The organism is Arcticibacter eurypsychrophilus (genome assembly GCF_001730525.1).
GTDB lineage: Bacteria > Bacteroidota > Bacteroidia > Sphingobacteriales > Sphingobacteriaceae > Arcticibacter > Arcticibacter eurypsychrophilus.
Map to the genome: position 1 here is coordinate 187,482 of NZ_MDFN01000001.1, position 17,842 is coordinate 205,323.

14 protein-coding genes are annotated in these 17,842 nt (G+C 40.1%); 8 read left to right on the top strand and 6 right to left on the bottom strand.

What is annotated here, in order from left to right; all coding sequences use genetic code 11:
• Positions 1-27: 27 nt before the first annotated feature.
• On the bottom strand, positions 28-2,589 hold the full coding sequence (locus tag BFL47_RS00830) for an ATP-dependent Clp protease ATP-binding subunit (RefSeq protein ID WP_069657892.1): 2,562 nt from the start codon (positions 2,587-2,589) through the stop codon (positions 28-30).
• 188 nt (positions 2,590-2,777) lie between these two features.
• Between BFL47_RS00830 and ettA the strand changes: the two genes are divergently transcribed.
• Both ettA and BFL47_RS00840 read left to right on the top strand, forming a co-directional pair.
• On the top strand, positions 2,778-4,460 hold the full coding sequence (ettA, locus tag BFL47_RS00835) for an energy-dependent translational throttle protein EttA (RefSeq protein WP_069657893.1): 1,683 nt from the start codon (positions 2,778-2,780) through the stop codon (positions 4,458-4,460).
• Positions 4,461-4,506: 46 nt separating this feature from the next.
• Positions 4,507-5,328: an MOSC domain-containing protein gene (locus BFL47_RS00840; protein ID WP_069657894.1), complete on the top strand. Its 822-nt coding sequence runs from the start codon at positions 4,507-4,509 to the stop codon at positions 5,326-5,328.
• A gap of 2 nt (positions 5,329-5,330) precedes the next feature.
• On the opposite strand, the gene BFL47_RS00845 is transcribed toward BFL47_RS00840, so the two are convergent.
• Positions 5,331-6,392 (bottom strand): metallophosphoesterase, encoded by a 1,062-nt coding sequence (locus BFL47_RS00845; RefSeq protein ID WP_069657895.1) that lies wholly within the window; start codon positions 6,390-6,392, stop codon positions 5,331-5,333.
• Between the two features lie 246 nt (positions 6,393-6,638).
• On the opposite strand from BFL47_RS00845, the gene BFL47_RS00850 reads away from it, so the two are divergent.
• On the top strand, positions 6,639-7,016 hold the full coding sequence (locus BFL47_RS00850; RefSeq protein ID WP_069657896.1) for a hypothetical protein: 378 nt from the start codon (positions 6,639-6,641) through the stop codon (positions 7,014-7,016).
• A gap of 34 nt (positions 7,017-7,050) precedes the next feature.
• On the opposite strand, the gene BFL47_RS00855 is transcribed toward BFL47_RS00850, so the two are convergent.
• Positions 7,051-9,012, bottom strand: a complete 1,962-nt coding sequence (locus BFL47_RS00855) for a tetratricopeptide repeat-containing sensor histidine kinase (protein ID WP_139125714.1) — start codon at positions 9,010-9,012, stop codon at positions 7,051-7,053.
• Positions 9,013-9,148: 136 nt separating this feature from the next.
• Complete coding sequence (locus tag BFL47_RS19670) at positions 9,149-9,292, bottom strand: hypothetical protein (protein ID WP_170827239.1); 144 nt, start codon at positions 9,290-9,292, stop codon at positions 9,149-9,151.
• A gap of 109 nt (positions 9,293-9,401) precedes the next feature.
• Between BFL47_RS19670 and mnmA the strand changes: the two genes are divergently transcribed.
• The 5 genes from mnmA to BFL47_RS00880 all read left to right on the top strand — a co-directional run bounded on the left by mnmA (position 9,402) and on the right by BFL47_RS00880 (position 16,943).
• On the top strand, positions 9,402-10,490 hold the full coding sequence (gene mnmA, locus BFL47_RS00860; protein ID WP_069657898.1) for a tRNA 2-thiouridine(34) synthase MnmA: 1,089 nt from the start codon (positions 9,402-9,404) through the stop codon (positions 10,488-10,490).
• Between the two features lie 86 nt (positions 10,491-10,576).
• Complete coding sequence (gene topA, locus BFL47_RS00865) at positions 10,577-12,922, top strand: type I DNA topoisomerase (RefSeq protein ID WP_069657899.1); 2,346 nt, start codon at positions 10,577-10,579, stop codon at positions 12,920-12,922.
• A 24-nt stretch (positions 12,923-12,946) separates the two neighbouring features.
• Positions 12,947-13,351, top strand: coding sequence for a hypothetical protein (locus tag BFL47_RS00870; RefSeq protein WP_069657900.1), 405 nt, complete (start codon positions 12,947-12,949; stop codon positions 13,349-13,351).
• A 461-nt stretch (positions 13,352-13,812) separates the two neighbouring features.
• Entirely contained in the window at positions 13,813-15,942 is a 2,130-nt protein-coding gene (rnr, locus tag BFL47_RS00875; protein WP_069657901.1) for a ribonuclease R, read from the top strand.
• 23 nt (positions 15,943-15,965) lie between these two features.
• Positions 15,966-16,943 (top strand): polyprenyl synthetase family protein, encoded by a 978-nt coding sequence (locus BFL47_RS00880; RefSeq protein ID WP_069657902.1) that lies wholly within the window; start codon positions 15,966-15,968, stop codon positions 16,941-16,943.
• 87 nt (positions 16,944-17,030) lie between these two features.
• On the opposite strand, the gene rpmA is transcribed toward BFL47_RS00880, so the two are convergent.
• Positions 17,031-17,345, bottom strand: coding sequence for a 50S ribosomal protein L27 (gene rpmA / locus BFL47_RS00885; protein WP_069657903.1), 315 nt, complete (start codon positions 17,343-17,345; stop codon positions 17,031-17,033).
• A 70-nt stretch (positions 17,346-17,415) separates the two neighbouring features.
• Positions 17,416-17,727, bottom strand: coding sequence for a 50S ribosomal protein L21 (rplU, locus tag BFL47_RS00890; protein ID WP_069657904.1), 312 nt, complete (start codon positions 17,725-17,727; stop codon positions 17,416-17,418).
• Positions 17,728-17,842 lie beyond the last annotated feature (115 nt).

The window sequence follows — 17,842 nt, forward strand, 5'->3', positions numbered from 1 at the left end:
CAAATCAAAATTATGAAAAAATCAAAATTATTCTTCTTCAGCATCCTTTTTACCTTCTGGCAAATGAGGCTCTTTCTTCTTTTTAACAGCTATTAGCTTTGGAGTAATAACAATTTTATCACTTTCTTTGTTATAATCGACCTCCATGACCTGGCCTTCTGTCAAATCGCCTTTTAGAATTTCTTCAGCAATCGGATCTTCCAAATGTTTCTGAATCGCTCTCTTTAAAGGTCTGGCTCCAAACTGTGAATCATAACCCTTTTCCGAAATGAACTCTTTCGCTGTATCGGTTAATGTAATTTCATATCCTAAATCATGTACTCTTGAAAAAAGAGCTAACAATTCAATATCAATGATCTTGAATATATTCTCCTTTGACAGTGAATTGAATACAATTACATCATCAATACGATTTAAGAATTCCGGTGCAAACGCACGCTTTAATGCATTTTCAATTACTCCTCTGGAATGATTGTCAACCTGCAGTGATTTAGCTGATGTCGTAAATCCAACACCCTGTCCGAAATCCTTCAGCTGACGTGCTCCTATGTTGGAAGTCATGATGATAATCGTGTTACGAAAATCAACTTTCCGTCCCAAACTATCTGTTAGCTGACCTTCATCCAACACTTGCAAAAGGATATTAAATACATCAGGATGTGCTTTTTCAATCTCATCCAATAAAACAACTGAATAAGGTTTGCGACGAACTTTCTCAGTCAGCTGACCACCTTCTTCATAGCCCACATATCCCGGAGGCGCTCCCACTAAACGTGATACCGCAAATTTCTCCATGTACTCACTCATATCAATCTGGATCAATGAATCCTCATTGCCAAACATGAAACGAGCCAGTTCTTTTGCTAACTCAGTTTTACCAACCCCTGTTGGACCTAAAAATATAAAGGAGCCTATAGGCTTCTTCGGATCCTTTAAGCCTGCCCGGGTACGTTGAATCGCCTTAGTTAACTTCTTAATCGCTTCATCCTGTCCGATAATCCTTCCGGCCATTAATTCAGGCATAGCCAATAACTTCGCGCTATCAGACTGACCTACACGCTGAACAGGAATTCCTGTCATCATCGAAACTACTTCAGCCACATTATCTTCTGTAACCGTGTACCTTTTTGTCTTTGTATCAGCTTCCCATGCGCCTTTAGCACGTTCTAACTCTTCAAGCAAGTGCTTTTCAGTATCACGTAGCTTAGCAGCTTCTTCATATTTCTGGCTGCGGACAACCTTATTCTTCTCGATCTTGATCTCTTCGATTTTTTGTTCGATATCAATAATTTCCTGAGGAACATGAATGTTGGTCAAATGGACACGAGAACCTGATTCATCTAAAGCATCAATGGCTTTATCAGGAAGAAAACGGTCTGTTATATACCTGGAAGTTAAACTTACGCAAGCATTGATCGCTTCAGGAGTATAAGTTACACCATGGTGCTCTTCATATTTCTCCTTAATCCGATTCAGAATCTCAATAGTTTCTGCAGGAGTAGCAGGCTCAACCATCACCTTTTGAAAACGACGATCCAAGGCGCCATCCTTTTCAATGTACTGACGATATTCATCCAGGGTAGTGGCACCCACACATTGAATTTCTCCCCTTGCTAATGCCGGTTTGAACATGTTTGAGGCATCCAGAGATCCCGAAGCCCCTCCAGCACCAACAATAGTATGAATTTCATCAATAAACAGAATCACATCCGGAGATTTTTCCAGCTCATTCATAACGGCCTTCATCCTTTCTTCAAACTGCCCCCGATATTTTGTACCGGCAACTAATGAAGCAAGATCAAGCGTAACCACCCGTTTGTTAAACAATACGCGGGATACTTTACGTTGAATAATCCGAAGAGCAAGACCCTCTGCAATCGCAGACTTACCCACTCCAGGCTCACCAATTAAAATTGGGTTATTCTTTTTACGACGGGATAAAATCTGAGATACCCGTTCTATCTCCTTATCACGACCTACAATAGGGTCAAGTTTACCGTCTTCAGCAGCTTTGGTCAAATCGCGACCAAAGTTGTCCAACACAGGAGTCTTTGATTTAATATCCGATACTTTTTTAGGTTGGCTAAAAGAAGACTCTTCCTCACGAAAATCATCGTCTCCCGCTGCAGAACCAGATGCTTCATCTCTGAAACCATCTCTGTTTTGTTCTACTTCTCCTTTAAATATATCGTAATTAACATTGTACTGCATTAGAATCTGTGAGGCGATGTTATCATCATCCCTTAAAATAGATAACAGGAGATGTTCAGTACCGATCACATCACTTTTAAAAATCTTAGCTTCCAAATAAGTGATCTTCAAAACCTTCTCTGCCTGTTTTGTAAGTGGGATGTTACCTAAGTTTGCGGTCGTTCCAGAAGTGCTTTTAACAGCATCCTCTATCGTCCTTCTCAATCTTGAAGTATCGACGGCCAGTGATTTAAGAACCTTTATAGCCATTCCATCACCTTCCCGGATAAGACCCAGCAGTAAGTGTTCTGTACCAATATAATCATGTCCTAAGCGAAGTGCTTCTTCTCTGCTATACGAAATAACGTCTTTGACACGGGGTGAAAATTTAGCTTCCATTTATTAACCTTTCTACGTGTGAACGCCCTAATGTAATAATTTGTTTTATCAATACACAGGACGAATTTGCAATAATTTAAACAACAATTAAGCCAAATTGAAAATAATTGCTGTCTATACTTCTAAGTTAACAAAAAATTACATCAAAACGCTCCAATTAGCGATATTTGCACGACTAATACGCAAATATGGCAGACGAAAAAATAATCTTTTCCATGGCTGGGGTAAATAAAATCTACCCTCCCCAAAAGCAGGTTCTTAAAAATATATACCTATCCTTTTTCTACGGTGCAAAAATTGGTGTAATTGGCCTAAATGGTTCCGGAAAATCTTCCTTACTGAAAATAATTGCCGGCTTAGATAAAACCAATCAGGGTGAAGTGGTTTTTTCTCCCGGCTACAGTGTAGGATATCTTGCTCAGGAACCTATTCTTGATGCAAGTAAAACAGTAAGGGAAGTCGTATTGGAAGGTGTAGCAGAAACCACAGCGATTTTAAAAGAATATGAATATATTAACGAGCAGTTTGGCCTGCCTGAAGTATATGAAGATGCTGATGCAATGGATAAATTGATGCTCAAACAAGGTCAACTGCAAGATCAAATCGATGCGCTAGGTGCGTGGGAGCTTGATTCTAAGCTCGAAAGAGCCATGGATGCTTTACGCACACCCGACCCTGATGCCATAATAGCCAATTTGTCAGGAGGTGAGCGTAGAAGAGTAGCACTTTGTCGCCTTTTGCTTCAGGAACCCGATGTTCTTCTTCTGGATGAGCCTACCAATCACTTGGATGCTGAATCCATCGACTGGCTGGAACAACATTTAAAGCAATATAAAGGAACTGTAATCGCTGTTACCCATGACCGTTATTTTCTGGACAACGTAGCCGGATGGATCCTTGAACTTGATCGCGGGGAAGGCATTCCTTGGAAAGGGAATTATTCTTCCTGGTTAGACCAGAAATCTAAACGACTGGCTCAAGAGGAGAAAACCGAAAGCAAACGTCAAAAAACACTCGAAAGGGAACTGGAATGGGCACGCATGGCTCCTAAAGCACGTCATGCCAAGTCTAAAGCCCGTTTAGCCAACTACGATAAACTGGCCTCCGAAGAGACTAAAGAAAGAGAAGATAAACTTGAGTTGTTTATTCCACCAGGTCCCCGTTTAGGAAATGTAGTCATCGAAGCCACAAACGTGAGCAAGGCCTATGGCGACAAAATATTATTTGATAATTTAAACTTCTCGCTTCCGCCTGCAGGTATTGTAGGCATAATAGGACCAAATGGAGCTGGAAAAACTACACTTTTCCGTTTGATTACCGGACAGGAAACTGCAGATAGCGGATCCTTTCGTGTGGGCGAAACAGTAGCGCTTGGCTATGTAGATCAAATGCATAATGATCTGGATGCCGACAAATCAGTTTGGGAGAACATTACTGACGGACAAGAAACTATATTATTGGGCAATAAACCCGTTAATTCCCGTGCTTACGTATCGAAGTTTAACTTCAACGGAGCTGATCAGCAAAAGAAGATCAGCGTAATTTCCGGTGGAGAACGAAATCGTGTACATCTGGCAATCACACTTAAAAAGGATTCTAACGTACTTTTACTGGATGAGCCAACCAATGATATAGATATCAACACGTTGAGAGCATTGGAAGAAGGAATGGAAGGTTTTGCAGGTTGTGCTGTAATCATTTCCCATGACAGGTGGTTCCTTGACCGTATCTGCACACATATACTTGCCTTCGAAGGCGATTCCCAGGTCTATTTCTTTGAAGGGAACTACAGTGACTATGAAGAGAATCGTAAAAAGAGATTGGGTGACCTTGCTCCTAAGCGAATAAAGTATAAAAAACTCACAGTTTAAAATCACCAACCAACCGGAGACACCGGTTGGTACTAATTTCAACTTGATGTTACAGATTACTGAACTCTATATCTATCCGATTAAGTCATTAAGCGGCATATCGGTTAATCAGGCGGAGGTTACCACCCGGGGTTTTAAACACGACAGGCGATGGATGCTGGTGGACGAGCATAATCGTTTCCTTACTCAGCGCGAACACCCACAAATGGCCCTGATTCAGGTGCAAATAGCCTATTCTGGTTTACTCGTTTCTCATGCCCAACACAGATCACTTGAAATTCCTTTCCACAACCTTGAACAAAATAAACTGCATGTAGTAATCTGGGATGATAACTGCACCGCAGTATTCGTAGGAGATCAACAAGACACCTGGTTTAGTACCGTCCTAAACACAAAATGCCGCTTGGTTTATATGCCTGATGAGACCAAACGCGAAGTCGATCAGCGCTATGCAAAACCAGGCATCATTACCTCTTTTGCTGATGGATATCCTTTTTTGCTCATTGGCCAAGCCTCCCTGGACGATCTCAATGCGCGCATTCAGCTCCCCTTACCTATCGATCGGTTCAGACCTAGTATCGTCTTTACTGGCGGCCAGCCCTATGAAGAAGACCGGATGAACTCCTTTGCGATTGCAGGAATCCGGTTTAATGGTGTAAAATTGTGTGCCCGCTGCACCATCACCACGATAGATCAGCAAACAGGCCTAAAGGATAAGGAGCCTTTAACAACATTGGCAAAATATCGTTTAAAAAACAACAAGGTGCTCTTTGGGCAAAATCTGATCCATGAAGGTTCAGGACACCTTACTATAGGTGATCAGCTAAGCATTTTAAGCACACACGAAGAAGAGCGCTTTATCGTATGAAATCAGATAATTTGTTCCTCATAAATCAGTTTACCCATACTTAAAACACCTGACGTATCAAGAGCCCAGGCAGAGAGATAAACAGTGCCATCAATGGCAAAATGCAATTTAAAAAACCCCTTACTCTTCTCTCCAAATTGAAGGTATTTACCCGACTGCACCACATATTTTACTTTCGATCCTGAACCACTCACAATAAAATGATTCCTGTTTTTACGAATATACTGCAGATTATGCTCATGTCCGGCTGCATAGATCAGGTTGCTATAGTTAGAAAGAATTTCTTTCAATTTATGCCTGAGTCTGCGGTATGGCGGATGCGCCATATCCTCCCTCGCCCCTAAAAACCGCCTGTATAAAGGCAGCAAAGACCCAATACCCGGCAAGGGAATCCATGCATCCTGATCAAAGAGCGTTAATGGGAAAATATGATGCTTTAATTTGAAACGCCCGCCATGGATGGCGTAACTATATACCGGATGATGACCGATAACCAACAAATGCTTTCGCTTGTTGGCATCCAGCAACTGCACTAACCGATCAAAAAACTCTTCCTCAGAAGTTAACCCGTCCGCACAAGCCGATCCATTAAAACTTAAGTCTCTTTGCATCCACCACTGGGTATCTATGGCCACAACTGCTATATTATCATTCAGGGTAAAGGATGTGGGACCGGGACACCCTCCTTCCGGGAGCAAAACCTTTTCACCAAATAAACCTTCGAGGTATTCATCCTGCCGCTCAATATATTCCTTTCCATTTTTCCTACCTTTATTCCAATCGTGATTACCTGCTATAAAAACCACCTTACCAGGATAATTTTTTAAGGCCTCATGATGCCGGATTAATGTATTTTCAGCATTTTTACGAAGGATATTCCCTACCGGAGGCAATCCACGCGGATAAATATTATCACCTAAAAAAATAACAGACGATGCTTGATTCGGATCAAAGTGTGCATTAAGCATTTCCAGTACAGGGTCAGGCTTAGATATTGAAATATCCCCTGTATCACCAATAAGGAATAGATCAAAAGATGTATTTGAAGACGTTTGAAGCGACATAAAATACTTAACAAGATGCCCACTGTATTGTTGAAATTCATTTAAATAAGGTTATCATATGCATAAGACAAACTAGAATTATACCATAACCCATTTAAATCCAATGTTCTGAACATTTAATAAACATAAATAACTACAATAAACAGGAAAAATGTTAAACTTTATAGCAAATTAAGAGTTGATCTAATAACGCTCCAACAGTTTTTAATCAAAGAATGCTTTTTCCATAAAATCATATATAACAGAATGCTGAATTTATACCGTCAGTTAATAAGCAATAATCTTAATAATACTATTTTCGAAGAATTGTCCGAAGAATGGTTAGACCGAATTTCACCTGAAGTTAGGAGTGTGGTTATAGACGGGTTTTATAATGCAGGGATCTTAACCATTAATCTTTCCAATTTCAATAAAAATGAGTTTTATACCAAAAGCATTCGGCATAAATTTCCCCACTATTGCGAAAATTTACATATTCAAATAGGACCCGTTATTCAAAGATGTTTGCGTAGAATGTTTCTGGGATTCAACCCCAACCTTTTGGAATACAAGGTCGTACTTTTTATGGAAGGAAATGATGATGATCATCTGGAGCCTGTAAAATTCCAACTGGAGATCTTTTAGCCCATTCAAACATAAGCCTGCACAAGGCTTTTTTTTACCTTTTAAAGGTAAAGAAAAATTCGGCGCCTTTATCCTGCCGGCTTTCAACCCAGATCAAACCATCGTTAGCCAGGATAAATTCTTTACACAACATTAAACCGATACCGGTTCCCAGTTCTCCACTAGTTCCCTCTGCTTTGAGCGCAAACGAAGAAAATAAATTCTGCGCATCCTGCTCATTCATCCCTTTTCCATTGTCGCACACGGAAAAACGGACATATTTATCCCACACCTGGGCCTTAAGCTGAATAACACCACCTGCGTAAGTAAATTTTATCGCATTACTGATCAGGTTCCTTAACACAAAATCAAAATGATCCGGATCAGCACAAATTTGAATCTCCGCCGGAATATGATTAACAATTTGTATCAACTTCGCGCTGGAAGCAGCATGAAAAATATCCAGATTTTTCTTAATAATACTATCAACCTCAAAACTCGTTTGTTTTACACTCACTCCCTGAATCTGGATTCTTCCCCAATCTAATAAAGAGTCCAGGGTTGACAATGAGGCCTCTGTATGTTTTTTAAGCACCCCAACAATCCCCTTCAATTCAGCCTGATCCATTCCTCCGTTTTCGAAGAGCGTTAACATCTGCACAATATTACCCACCGGACCTCTTAAATCATGTCCAATTATAGAAAATAGCTTATCCTTTACCAAATTCGACGCCTTGAGCTTTTTATTTAATTTACGAACATTATACAAGGTGATGTATACGGATACGAGAATAAGGATTACAAAAATGGCTACCCCTATTCCTGTATTTCGCTGAAGTGTTCTTTTGCTATTTACAAATTGAAGTGTTTTAACATGCGCATTTGCCTTATCTTTTTCATACACAGACTGCATTATTTCCATTTCTTTTTTTCGGTCTGTGCTAAATGCATCCTTATTTAAATCATATCGTTTCTCCGACATTAGAAAAGCATCTTTATAATTCCCCTGTTCTTTAAAAACGGCAATCATTGCCTCACAGGTTTCTGATATGAGATCTTTATCGTGAATAAAAATGGCTATGCTTAACGACTTTTGTAACAGCTCAAGCGCCTGACTAAATTCTTTTTTATCAGAATAAGCGGAAGCAAGATTTAACAATGCCCTGGATTCGCTTGCTGGTAATTTATAAATCCTGGATTCTGAAAATGATTGCTGATAATAAGTCAGTGCCTTATCCTTATATCCCAGCTTATAATACGCATTACCTGTATGTGTAAGCATGGGCAAATGCAGACTTGCGAATTCTGGTTTTATGGATTTTTGAACTCCTTTTAAAAAATAGGTTAGGGCCAGCTGCGTTTTCCCCATCCTGGCATTTAGAATTCCAAAACCTTGTAATATCCGTATGGTCTCGTACTCCGAAGGATTTATATCGTTCAACCGTTGCGCTTTTTTATAATAAAACAAGGACTTTTTCAGATCTCCTGCACTACTACAGATCTCAGCTAGCTTGATAGTGGATTGAACAACACCAACATTATTATTTAACTGCTTATAGATCGCAAGCGACTTTAGTAAATCATCAATAGCCTCGGGATAGTTCCCCATTTTGCTCTCCACAGTCCCAAGAATCTCATATCCGGAAGCAACACCTTGCTTGTTATTGATTTTTATTAACCCATTTAAAGATTCTTCTGCATAATGTTTAGCCAGACTCAAGTTTCCATCATACGTATTGATAGTCGCTAGTTTGCCTATCATCACGAGTTCAGCATAGGGATAGTTTACTTTACGTGCCAGGTTCAGTGCGTTCTTTATGTAATAAAGCGAAGAATCTAAATTTGAACCCAGATAATAAATACCAAGATCCTGATAGATCCATACTTTAGCCGTGTCAGATTTTTCCACTTTTAACTTTAAAAATAGTTTAGAAGGATGGTCCTGAGATAAGGCAATCGTATTTAGAAACACAAAACAAATAAGTGAGAGTTGCCTCATTGCTTTACTATTCTTCAATTTTTAGGAATATTTGAAAGATTTATGCTTATCAAAAAAAAGTTTATTAACCTGATTTTGATGTATTAAGTTATCAAAATAAATTCAAGTATAACTCTTTTGCTTTGCAATATGCGAGTAACCTTTTATTAATTGATCATTGGTGGTTATATTTACCCACATTTCTTCTGGAATAAATGATTTCAATCATCTCAAATAAGTCCTTCAGATCACTTTTTATTTTCCTAAATACACGGATGTTTGTCTCAATGATTGTTGCTACCCCAAGCAACTTTTTCATAGGTAGATGTAGGGTCAGGCAGTTTCATATTGCCTGACTTTTTTTTTGAGTTACATTTTACATGGCATTGACCCCCTATACTCATCTTTAATTTATCTTTGCAAATAATATGAGTAAGCACGGAAGAATTTTAGTGGCAATGAGTGGCGGAGTGGATAGTTCCGTAGCTGCTGTAATGTTACACGAACAGGGCTATGAAGTAATAGGCCTGACGATGAAAACCTGGGACTATGCTTCTTCTGGTGCATCATCAAAAGAAACAGGATGCTGCAGTTTGGATTCTATCAATGATGCCCGTTCTTTGGCCGTAGGATATGGATTTCCACATTACATTCTGGATATCAGAAGTGAATTCGGAGACTTTGTGATCGATAACTTTGTTGATGAATACCTCGCCGGAAGAACCCCTAATCCTTGTGTATTATGCAACACGCACATCAAATGGGAAGCCCTTTTAAAACGTGCAGACAAACTGGACTGCGAGTTTATAGCTACAGGACATTATGCCAATATCCGACCTCAGGATAGCGGACGTTATGTAATTTCAAAAGGTAAAGACGAAAACAAGGACCAATCTTATGTCTTATGGGGCGTGTCGCAAAAAAACCTTTCCCGTACCAAATTCCCCTTAGGAAGTTTTACAAAAACAGAAATCAGACAAATGGCGGTCGATATGGGCCAGACCGAACTCGCTAAAAAAAGTGAGAGTTACGAAATTTGTTTTGTTCCCGATAATGATTACCGTTCTTTTTTACGCCATCGCGTAGAAGGACTGGAAGAAAAAGTAGAAGGTGGAAACTTCGCACTCACCGACGGATCGATTGTAGGTAAGCATAAAGGTTATCCTTTCTACACAATAGGTCAGCGCAAAGGACTTGGAGTTGCTTTTGGGCACCCCATGTTTGTGAAGGAAATTTTACCCGAAAGCAATACCGTAGTATTAGGCACACATGAGGAGCTAAACAAGTCTGTAGCCTTCGTAAAGGGCCTAAACCTGGTGAAATACGAAAGCATAGACCAGCCTATGGAAGCTATTACGAAAATAAGATATAAGGATGCCGGTTCCAATAGTATTATCGTGCAGGAAGACGGATTAATGAAGATCGAATTTGAGCACGCCGTTACCGGAATCGCACCTGGACAATCTGCCGTTTTCTATGAAGGAAATGACCTTTTAGGTGGAGGTTTTTTAATCTAGTTATTAAAATATGCAGGCCCAAATCAATATCTTATTTTGGATTGGGTTGATTAATGCCTTTATTTGCAGAAAAACCAATCAATTGAATGGCTAAAAATTTACTAATCGTAGAATCTCCTGCTAAAGCAAAAACCATAGAAGGTTATTTGGGTTCCGATTTCATGGTAAGATCTAGTTACGGACATATCCGTGATTTGGTTAAAACCGATGATGCTATAGATGTTAATAATAATTTTACCCAGCGGTATGAAGTACCGGCGGATAAAAAAGCTGTGGTCAGCGAACTGAAGAAATTGGCTAAAGAAGCCGAGATGGTTTGGCTGGCATCGGATGAGGATCGCGAAGGTGAAGCCATTTCCTGGCACCTTTTTGAAACTTTAGGATTAAAGGACGAAAAGACGAAGCGAATTGTTTTCCATGAAATCACTAAACCGGCAATTTTAAAGGCCATTGATTCACCAAGAACCATCGACTATAATCTTGTTTATGCACAACAGGCACGAAGGGTACTGGATCGCCTGGTAGGTTTTGAATTATCTCCCATTCTATGGAAGAAAGTAAAACCATCTTTATCTGCTGGTAGGGTTCAATCTGTTGCTGTACGTTTAATCGTAGAGCGCGAACGTGAAATCAATAAATTTATCCCCATTGCAGCCTACAAGGTTACCGCTATCTTCAGCACAGGCAAAGTCAAAGAAATTTTCAAAGCCGAACTTCCCGAACGTTTTGATACTGAAAGCGAAGCAACAGACTTTTTAAATGCTTGCCTGGATGCTACTTACAAAGTAACCTCTGTTGAAAGCAAACCTACAAAACGTAACCCATCCGCTCCTTTTACCACTTCAACCTTACAACAGGAAGCGAGCAGGAAATTAGGTTTTTCCGTTTCCAGAACCATGTTAATTGCCCAGAAGCTTTATGAGTCTGGGAAAATTACTTACATGAGAACAGACTCCGTGAATTTATCGGATACTGCTCTGGAAGCTGCTACCAACGAAATCAACAATGCTTATGGCGAAAAATACCATCAGCAACGTAAATATAAAACCAAGTCTGCAGGCGCTCAGGAAGCGCATGAGGCAATCAGACCTACTTATTTTGATGTGCATTCCATTGATGGCGATGCCTCGGAAAAGCGTCTGTATGAACTGATCTGGAAGCGCTCTATTGCTTCTCAGATGAGTGAAGCTCAATTTGAAAAAACAACTGCGAAGATTAGCATCTCTACCCGGAAGGAAAACTTTACTGCCACTGGTGAAGTCATGAAGTTCGACGGATTCCTGAAAGTTTATATGGAATCCAGTGATGACGATCAGGATCAGGAAATTAACCTGGATGAAGACGCTGATAACGCCCTGCTCCCTCCTCTTTCTAAAGATCAGTCATTAATCAATCAGGAGATCAAGGCAACCGAACGTTATTCCCGTCCCCCTTCCCGTTATACAGAAGCCAGTCTAGTTAAAAAACTGGAAGAACTGGGTATCGGCCGTCCTTCTACTTACGCCCCAACCATTTCAACTGTACAAAATAGGGGTTATGTAATTAAGGAAGACAGGGAAGGAAAATCAAGGAATTTCAATGTATTCACTCTTGCTAAATCAACTGTAGTTAAAGATATTAAAACGGAGATGACAGGCGCGGAGAAATCCAAGCTGTTTCCCACGGATATCGGTGCCGTTGTAAATGACTTTTTAGTTCAGCATTTCAAGGGTATTGTCGACTTTCACTTTACTGCCAGTGTAGAAAAGGAGTTTGATGAGATTGCCAACGGACTGAAAGACTGGACCGAAATGCTAAAGGCTTTCTATAGTCCATTCCACAAGGAAGTTGAAAATACTTTACTTAATGCTGAAAAAGCACGTGGAGAAAGAGATCTCGGTGAAGAGCCTGAAACCGGAAAAAAGGTTTCTGTTCGGATAGGTCGTTATGGCCCCTTTGTTCAGATTGGTGATACAGAAGGTGAAGAAAAACCACGTTATGCCAGTTTACGCTCTGGTCAGATGATTGAAACCATCACGATGGACGAAGCGATGGAACTTTTCAGACTTCCTAAAGTTGTAGGAACGTTTGAAGAAAAGGACATGACTGTAGCGATTGGACGTTTCGGTCCTTACGTACGCCATAACAGCGTTTTCCATTCATTACCAAAAGGTGTAGACCCGCATTCCGTAACGGAAGAAGCTTGTATCGAAATCATCAAGGAAAAACGTCAGAAAGATGCTGAAAAGTTAATCAAAACGTTTGATGAAGATCCAACGGTTAAAATCCTGAATGGCAGATGGGGACCCTATATTGAATACGGAAAAGCAAATGTGAAGATTCCTAAAGATAAAGAAGCAAGTGAACTGACTTTCGCAGAAGTAAAGGTATTATTTGACGCTGCTGAGAAAGAACCTAAAAAAGCAACAAAAAAATTCGCAAAGAAAAAATAAATCGTTTGATCTGCTTATCAACCTATGAAAAAAGATATTCCAGAAAATCGCGTAGAAGATATAGGTATAACCGTTGTACTTGAAAGTGAAAGTCCCGAGGGACGTTCATGGAATGTATACCTGATTAACCTGAAGAATGTGGCTATTGAAACCGTCCTCGTATCATCCAAAGGATATGGGACAAAAAATGGAGTGGAAGTGAAGACTTCGGTTTTAAGACATTCAATTGGTGATGTAGCATCAAAAGGATTTGCTAAAATAGAAGCCATAGATGAACAAGTATTTGGCTTGACAAATGAATATCTATTAAGCTATTATATTGATAAACAGATTTTCGATAAGAAATACATATTTGTGCCCGAGAGTATAGTCGAAACGAATATGGTACGCATACCATTACTAAATAAACCTGGTGTATTAATTCTGTAGGTTAGGATTGATTATACTTTGTACCTTTAAAAAGAGGCGGCCGATCAGGTCGTCTCTTTTTTTTTACTCCATTTTCAGAAAGCAAACAAATCGGTTCCGTATTAAAATTCCAGGTGTCAAATTAAGGAAAATTTTACATCAGATGATGGCCAGATTAACGGTGATGCCACAGTGATGCCACGGTGAGGCCACAGTGAGGCCACGTTTTTGCGTTAAAAGGTGGCCTCACTGTGGCCTCACTGTAACTTCACCCTTGGGTCAAGGGTAATCCGGTCATAACTTGTCGGTAACATGTTTAGTCCATTTATATCAAAAGGCTACAATCCATGCTAGTAATTTTATATATTCGATCCAGATAAAAGGCAAATTTATTAACTTGGCCTTTTACGATCTATACATCTGAAATAACCATGAACTATATGGAGACACTTTATGTTGTGATCTTATAATACAATAACGAAATGGCAAAGAAAAAATCCAACCATCTGATAGTTGTTTTTACGCAACTTATCACTGATATCTTGGAAAAGGGAGGCAACACTCCTATGAACTATAAACAGATTGCTTCAAAACTAAATTTGACTGACCCGGAATCGCGGGAGACCATATTATTAGTATTGCAGGAGGAAACCCATAAAGGGATATTTTCTGAACCTAAAAAGGGCAAATTTCAGCTGAAAGAACTTAAAACCATTGTCACAGGGAAAGTTTCAATGACCAGTGATGGCTCTGCTTTCATTGTACCTGATGATGATCTGGAGGAAGACATCTACATTGCTCCCCGAAAAGTAGGGATCGCGTTAAATAACGATAAAGTCCGCGCATACGTTTTTGCAAATAGCAAAGGCAGAAGAAAAGAGGGGGAGATTATAGAGATCCTGGCACGTGCCAAAATGGATTTTACAGGGATCGTAAAAATCTCAGATAATTTCGCTTTTTTTATACCGGACGACCGTAAGATGCTAAGGGATATTTTTATTCCATTAGAAAAGCTGAACGGTGCGAAACACGGAGAAAAAGCGGTTGCAAAAATCACAAACTGGCCCGATGATGCGAAGAACCCCTTAGGAGAAATTACTACTGTGTTGGGTAAACAGGGAGAAAACAATACCGAAATGACTGCTATTCTGGCGGAATACGGGTTTCCACTAAAATTTCCCAAACAAGTAGAAGATGAAGCGAACGCAATTAAGGATGGTATTACGGCAAAGGAAATTGCGAAGAGAAGGGATTTCCGCGATATCCTGACTTTTACTATCGATCCTGCAGATGCAAAGGACTTTGATGATGCGATATCGTATCGTGTGCTGGAAAATGGAAACTATGAAATAGGGGTTCATATTGCGGATGTCTCACATTATGTGATTCCAGGTACAGCACTGGATCAGGAAGCTTTTGAACGGGGTACTTCGGTATATTTGGTCGACCGCGTGATTCCGATGTTGCCCGAGCGGCTTTCAAACGGAGTATGTTCATTACGTCCTAACGAAGATAAGTTATGTTTCTCTGCTGTATTTGAGTTGGATAATAAAGCGAATATCATTGAACAATGGTTTGGTAAAACCATCATCCACTCGAACAGACGTTTCAGTTACGAAGAGGCACAGGATGTGATAGAAGGCAAATCAGAAGATCTGCGGGAAGAAATCCTGAAGCTGAATGAACTTGCTTATATCCTGAGGGACCAAAAGTTCAAACAAGGAGCGATCAGCTTTGAAACTTCCGAAGTGAAGTTTAAGCTTGATGAAGCGGGCAAACCTATCGGTGTATATGTGAAGGAACGCAAGGATGCACATAAACTGATTGAAGATTATATGTTACTGGCCAATAGAAAGGTGGCTGAGCTGATTGCAAAAAAAGGGAAGGGTAAAAACAAATACACTTTTGTATACCGTTCGCATGATGCGCCAAAGGAAACGGCTTTACTTAGTTTTGCGCAGTTTGCCGCTAAATTTGGTTATAAGATCAATACCTCTTCCAGTAAGGAAGTGGCCAAATCACTCAACCTTTTAATGGAGGATGTGGAAGGCAAAAAAGAACAAAATGTGCTGACGCACCTGGCGATCCGCTCGATGGCCAAGGCGGTTTATACGACTAAAAAATCCAGTCACTACGGTCTGGCTTTCGATTATTACACCCACTTCACCTCCCCTATCCGCCGGTCGCCCGACGTGATGGTACACCGCTTGCTGCAACATTACCTGGAAGGAGGAAAGTCGGTAAATGAAGAAGAGTATGAAAAACTTTGTCTCCATGCTTCTCAAATGGAAAAAAAGGCGGCAGATGCGGAACGTGCTTCGGTGAAATACAAACAAGCTGAATACCTTCAGGACAATATTGGTAAAGAGTACAATGGTATAATTTCCGGTGTTACGGAATGGGGCATGTTTGTGGAGATTGAAGAAAATAAATGCGAAGGAATGATACGGCTCCGGGATATCTCAGATGATTTCTATGTATTGGATGAGAAGAACTACTGTATTATCGGTCAGCGTAAAAAGAAAAAATATCAGCTGGGAGATGAGGTCAGGATCCTGGTAAAAAAAGTGGAATTGGCTAAACGTCAGATCGACTTTAAATTATTGCAATAAAAGATGAACATGACCCGCGAATGATGTATACGATTACGCAATTACAGGATTTAGTAAATAAGCAAATAGCTGCGAAGAGTTACACGGAAGCTCCGTCGGAACTATATGAACCTATAACTTATATTATGTCGTTAGGGGGCAAGAGAATGCGCCCTGTGCTGACTTTAATGGCCTGCGACCTGTTCGATGGTCCGATTACTGCTGCACTTGATGCTGCAGTAGCTATAGAGGTATTTCATAATTTCACGCTGATGCATGATGACATTATGGATAAGGCTCCTTTACGAAGAGGAAAAGCGACTGTACATTCGAAGTGGAACGACAATATAGCCATCCTTTCGGGTGATGTGATGCTGATTGAATCGTACAAACTGCTTGTTGGTTCGGTTGAGAGCAGTATTTTGAAAGAGGTACTGGACGTGTTCAACGAAACTGCTGCCGGGGTATGCCAGGGGCAACAGATTGATATGAACTTTGAGATCACAGACGAAGTCAGCATTGCCCAGTATATGGAGATGATCCGGCTTAAAACAGCTGTATTGCTTGGAGGAAGTTTAAAAATTGGTGCGCTGATTAGTAAGGCCTCTACAGAAGTAGCGGATGAGTTGTATGCTTTTGGAGAAAACGTTGGAATTGCCTTCCAGCTGCAGGACGATATTTTGGATGTTTATGGAGATCCGGAGAAATTTGGGAAGCAGGTTGGCGGGGATATTCTTTCTAATAAGAAAACGTTCCTCCTGATCAAGGCACTGGAGTTAGCAGATGAGCTGGATAAAGAAGAATTAACGTATTGGATTAATACCACGGAGTTTGACCCTGCCAGTAAGATCAAGTCTGTTACAGGAATCTACAACCGCTTAGGATTACGGCCACTTGCTGAAGAAGAAATGAACCATTATGCCAGGAAGGGACTTGCCGCACTGGACCAGGTTTCTGTACCTCAGGAGAAAAAGCAAGCGCTGGCAGAATTTGCGGGACAGCTTTTAACCAGGGAAGCTTAAGTTTTCAATCGGGCATAAATAAATACATCGTGTAATAAAAAAGGCCTTACTGAATCAGCAAGGCCTTTTTTATTACACGATGTATTTTTATTCAGCAGTAGCAAGCGCTTCAGCTTCAACAGCTGGACTCTCTGCAAGAGCAGAAACTTCCAGGGGAAGAATAGAAACGTATGATCTGTTATCTTTTTTCTTTCTGAACACTACAGTACCATCAACTAAAGCAAAGATCGTATGATCCTTTCCTAAGCCAACATTCTTATCTGGATGGTGTTTAGTTCCACGTTGACGAACAATGATGTTACCTGCAATAGCTGCCTGACCACCAAAGATCTTAATACCTAAGCGTTTGCTATGCGATTCTCTACCGTTATTCGAACTACCAGCGCCTTTCTTATGTGCCATGTTTTTTTATATTTTTGAATTGAATGATCAATTCAGGTTATTATTCTGTGTCTGTATATTAATTTGTGAATTACAAAGTAATACTTGTGATTGCAATCTTTGTGAACTGTTGACGATGACCGTTCTTTTTCTTGTATCCTTTACGACGTTTCTTTTTGAATACAATCACTTTATCTCCTTTTAAATGAGTTAAGATCGTTGCTGAAACTTTCGCACCTACTAAAGCAGGAACACCTACTTGAATATCACTTCCGTCTACAGCTAACAATACCTGATCAAATTCAACACTAGCGCCTTCTTCTCCTTGTAAGCGATGTACAAAGATCTGCTGGTCTTTTGCAACCTTGAATTGCTGTCCTGCTATATTTACTATTGCGTACATTGTTAGTTATTATTTTTTTTAAATGAGGTGCAAATATAGAATTAATTTCTTTACAGGACAAGCATGTGATCATAAATGCGTGTAAAAATTAATTTGAGTAGTTTTTGAGGTACTA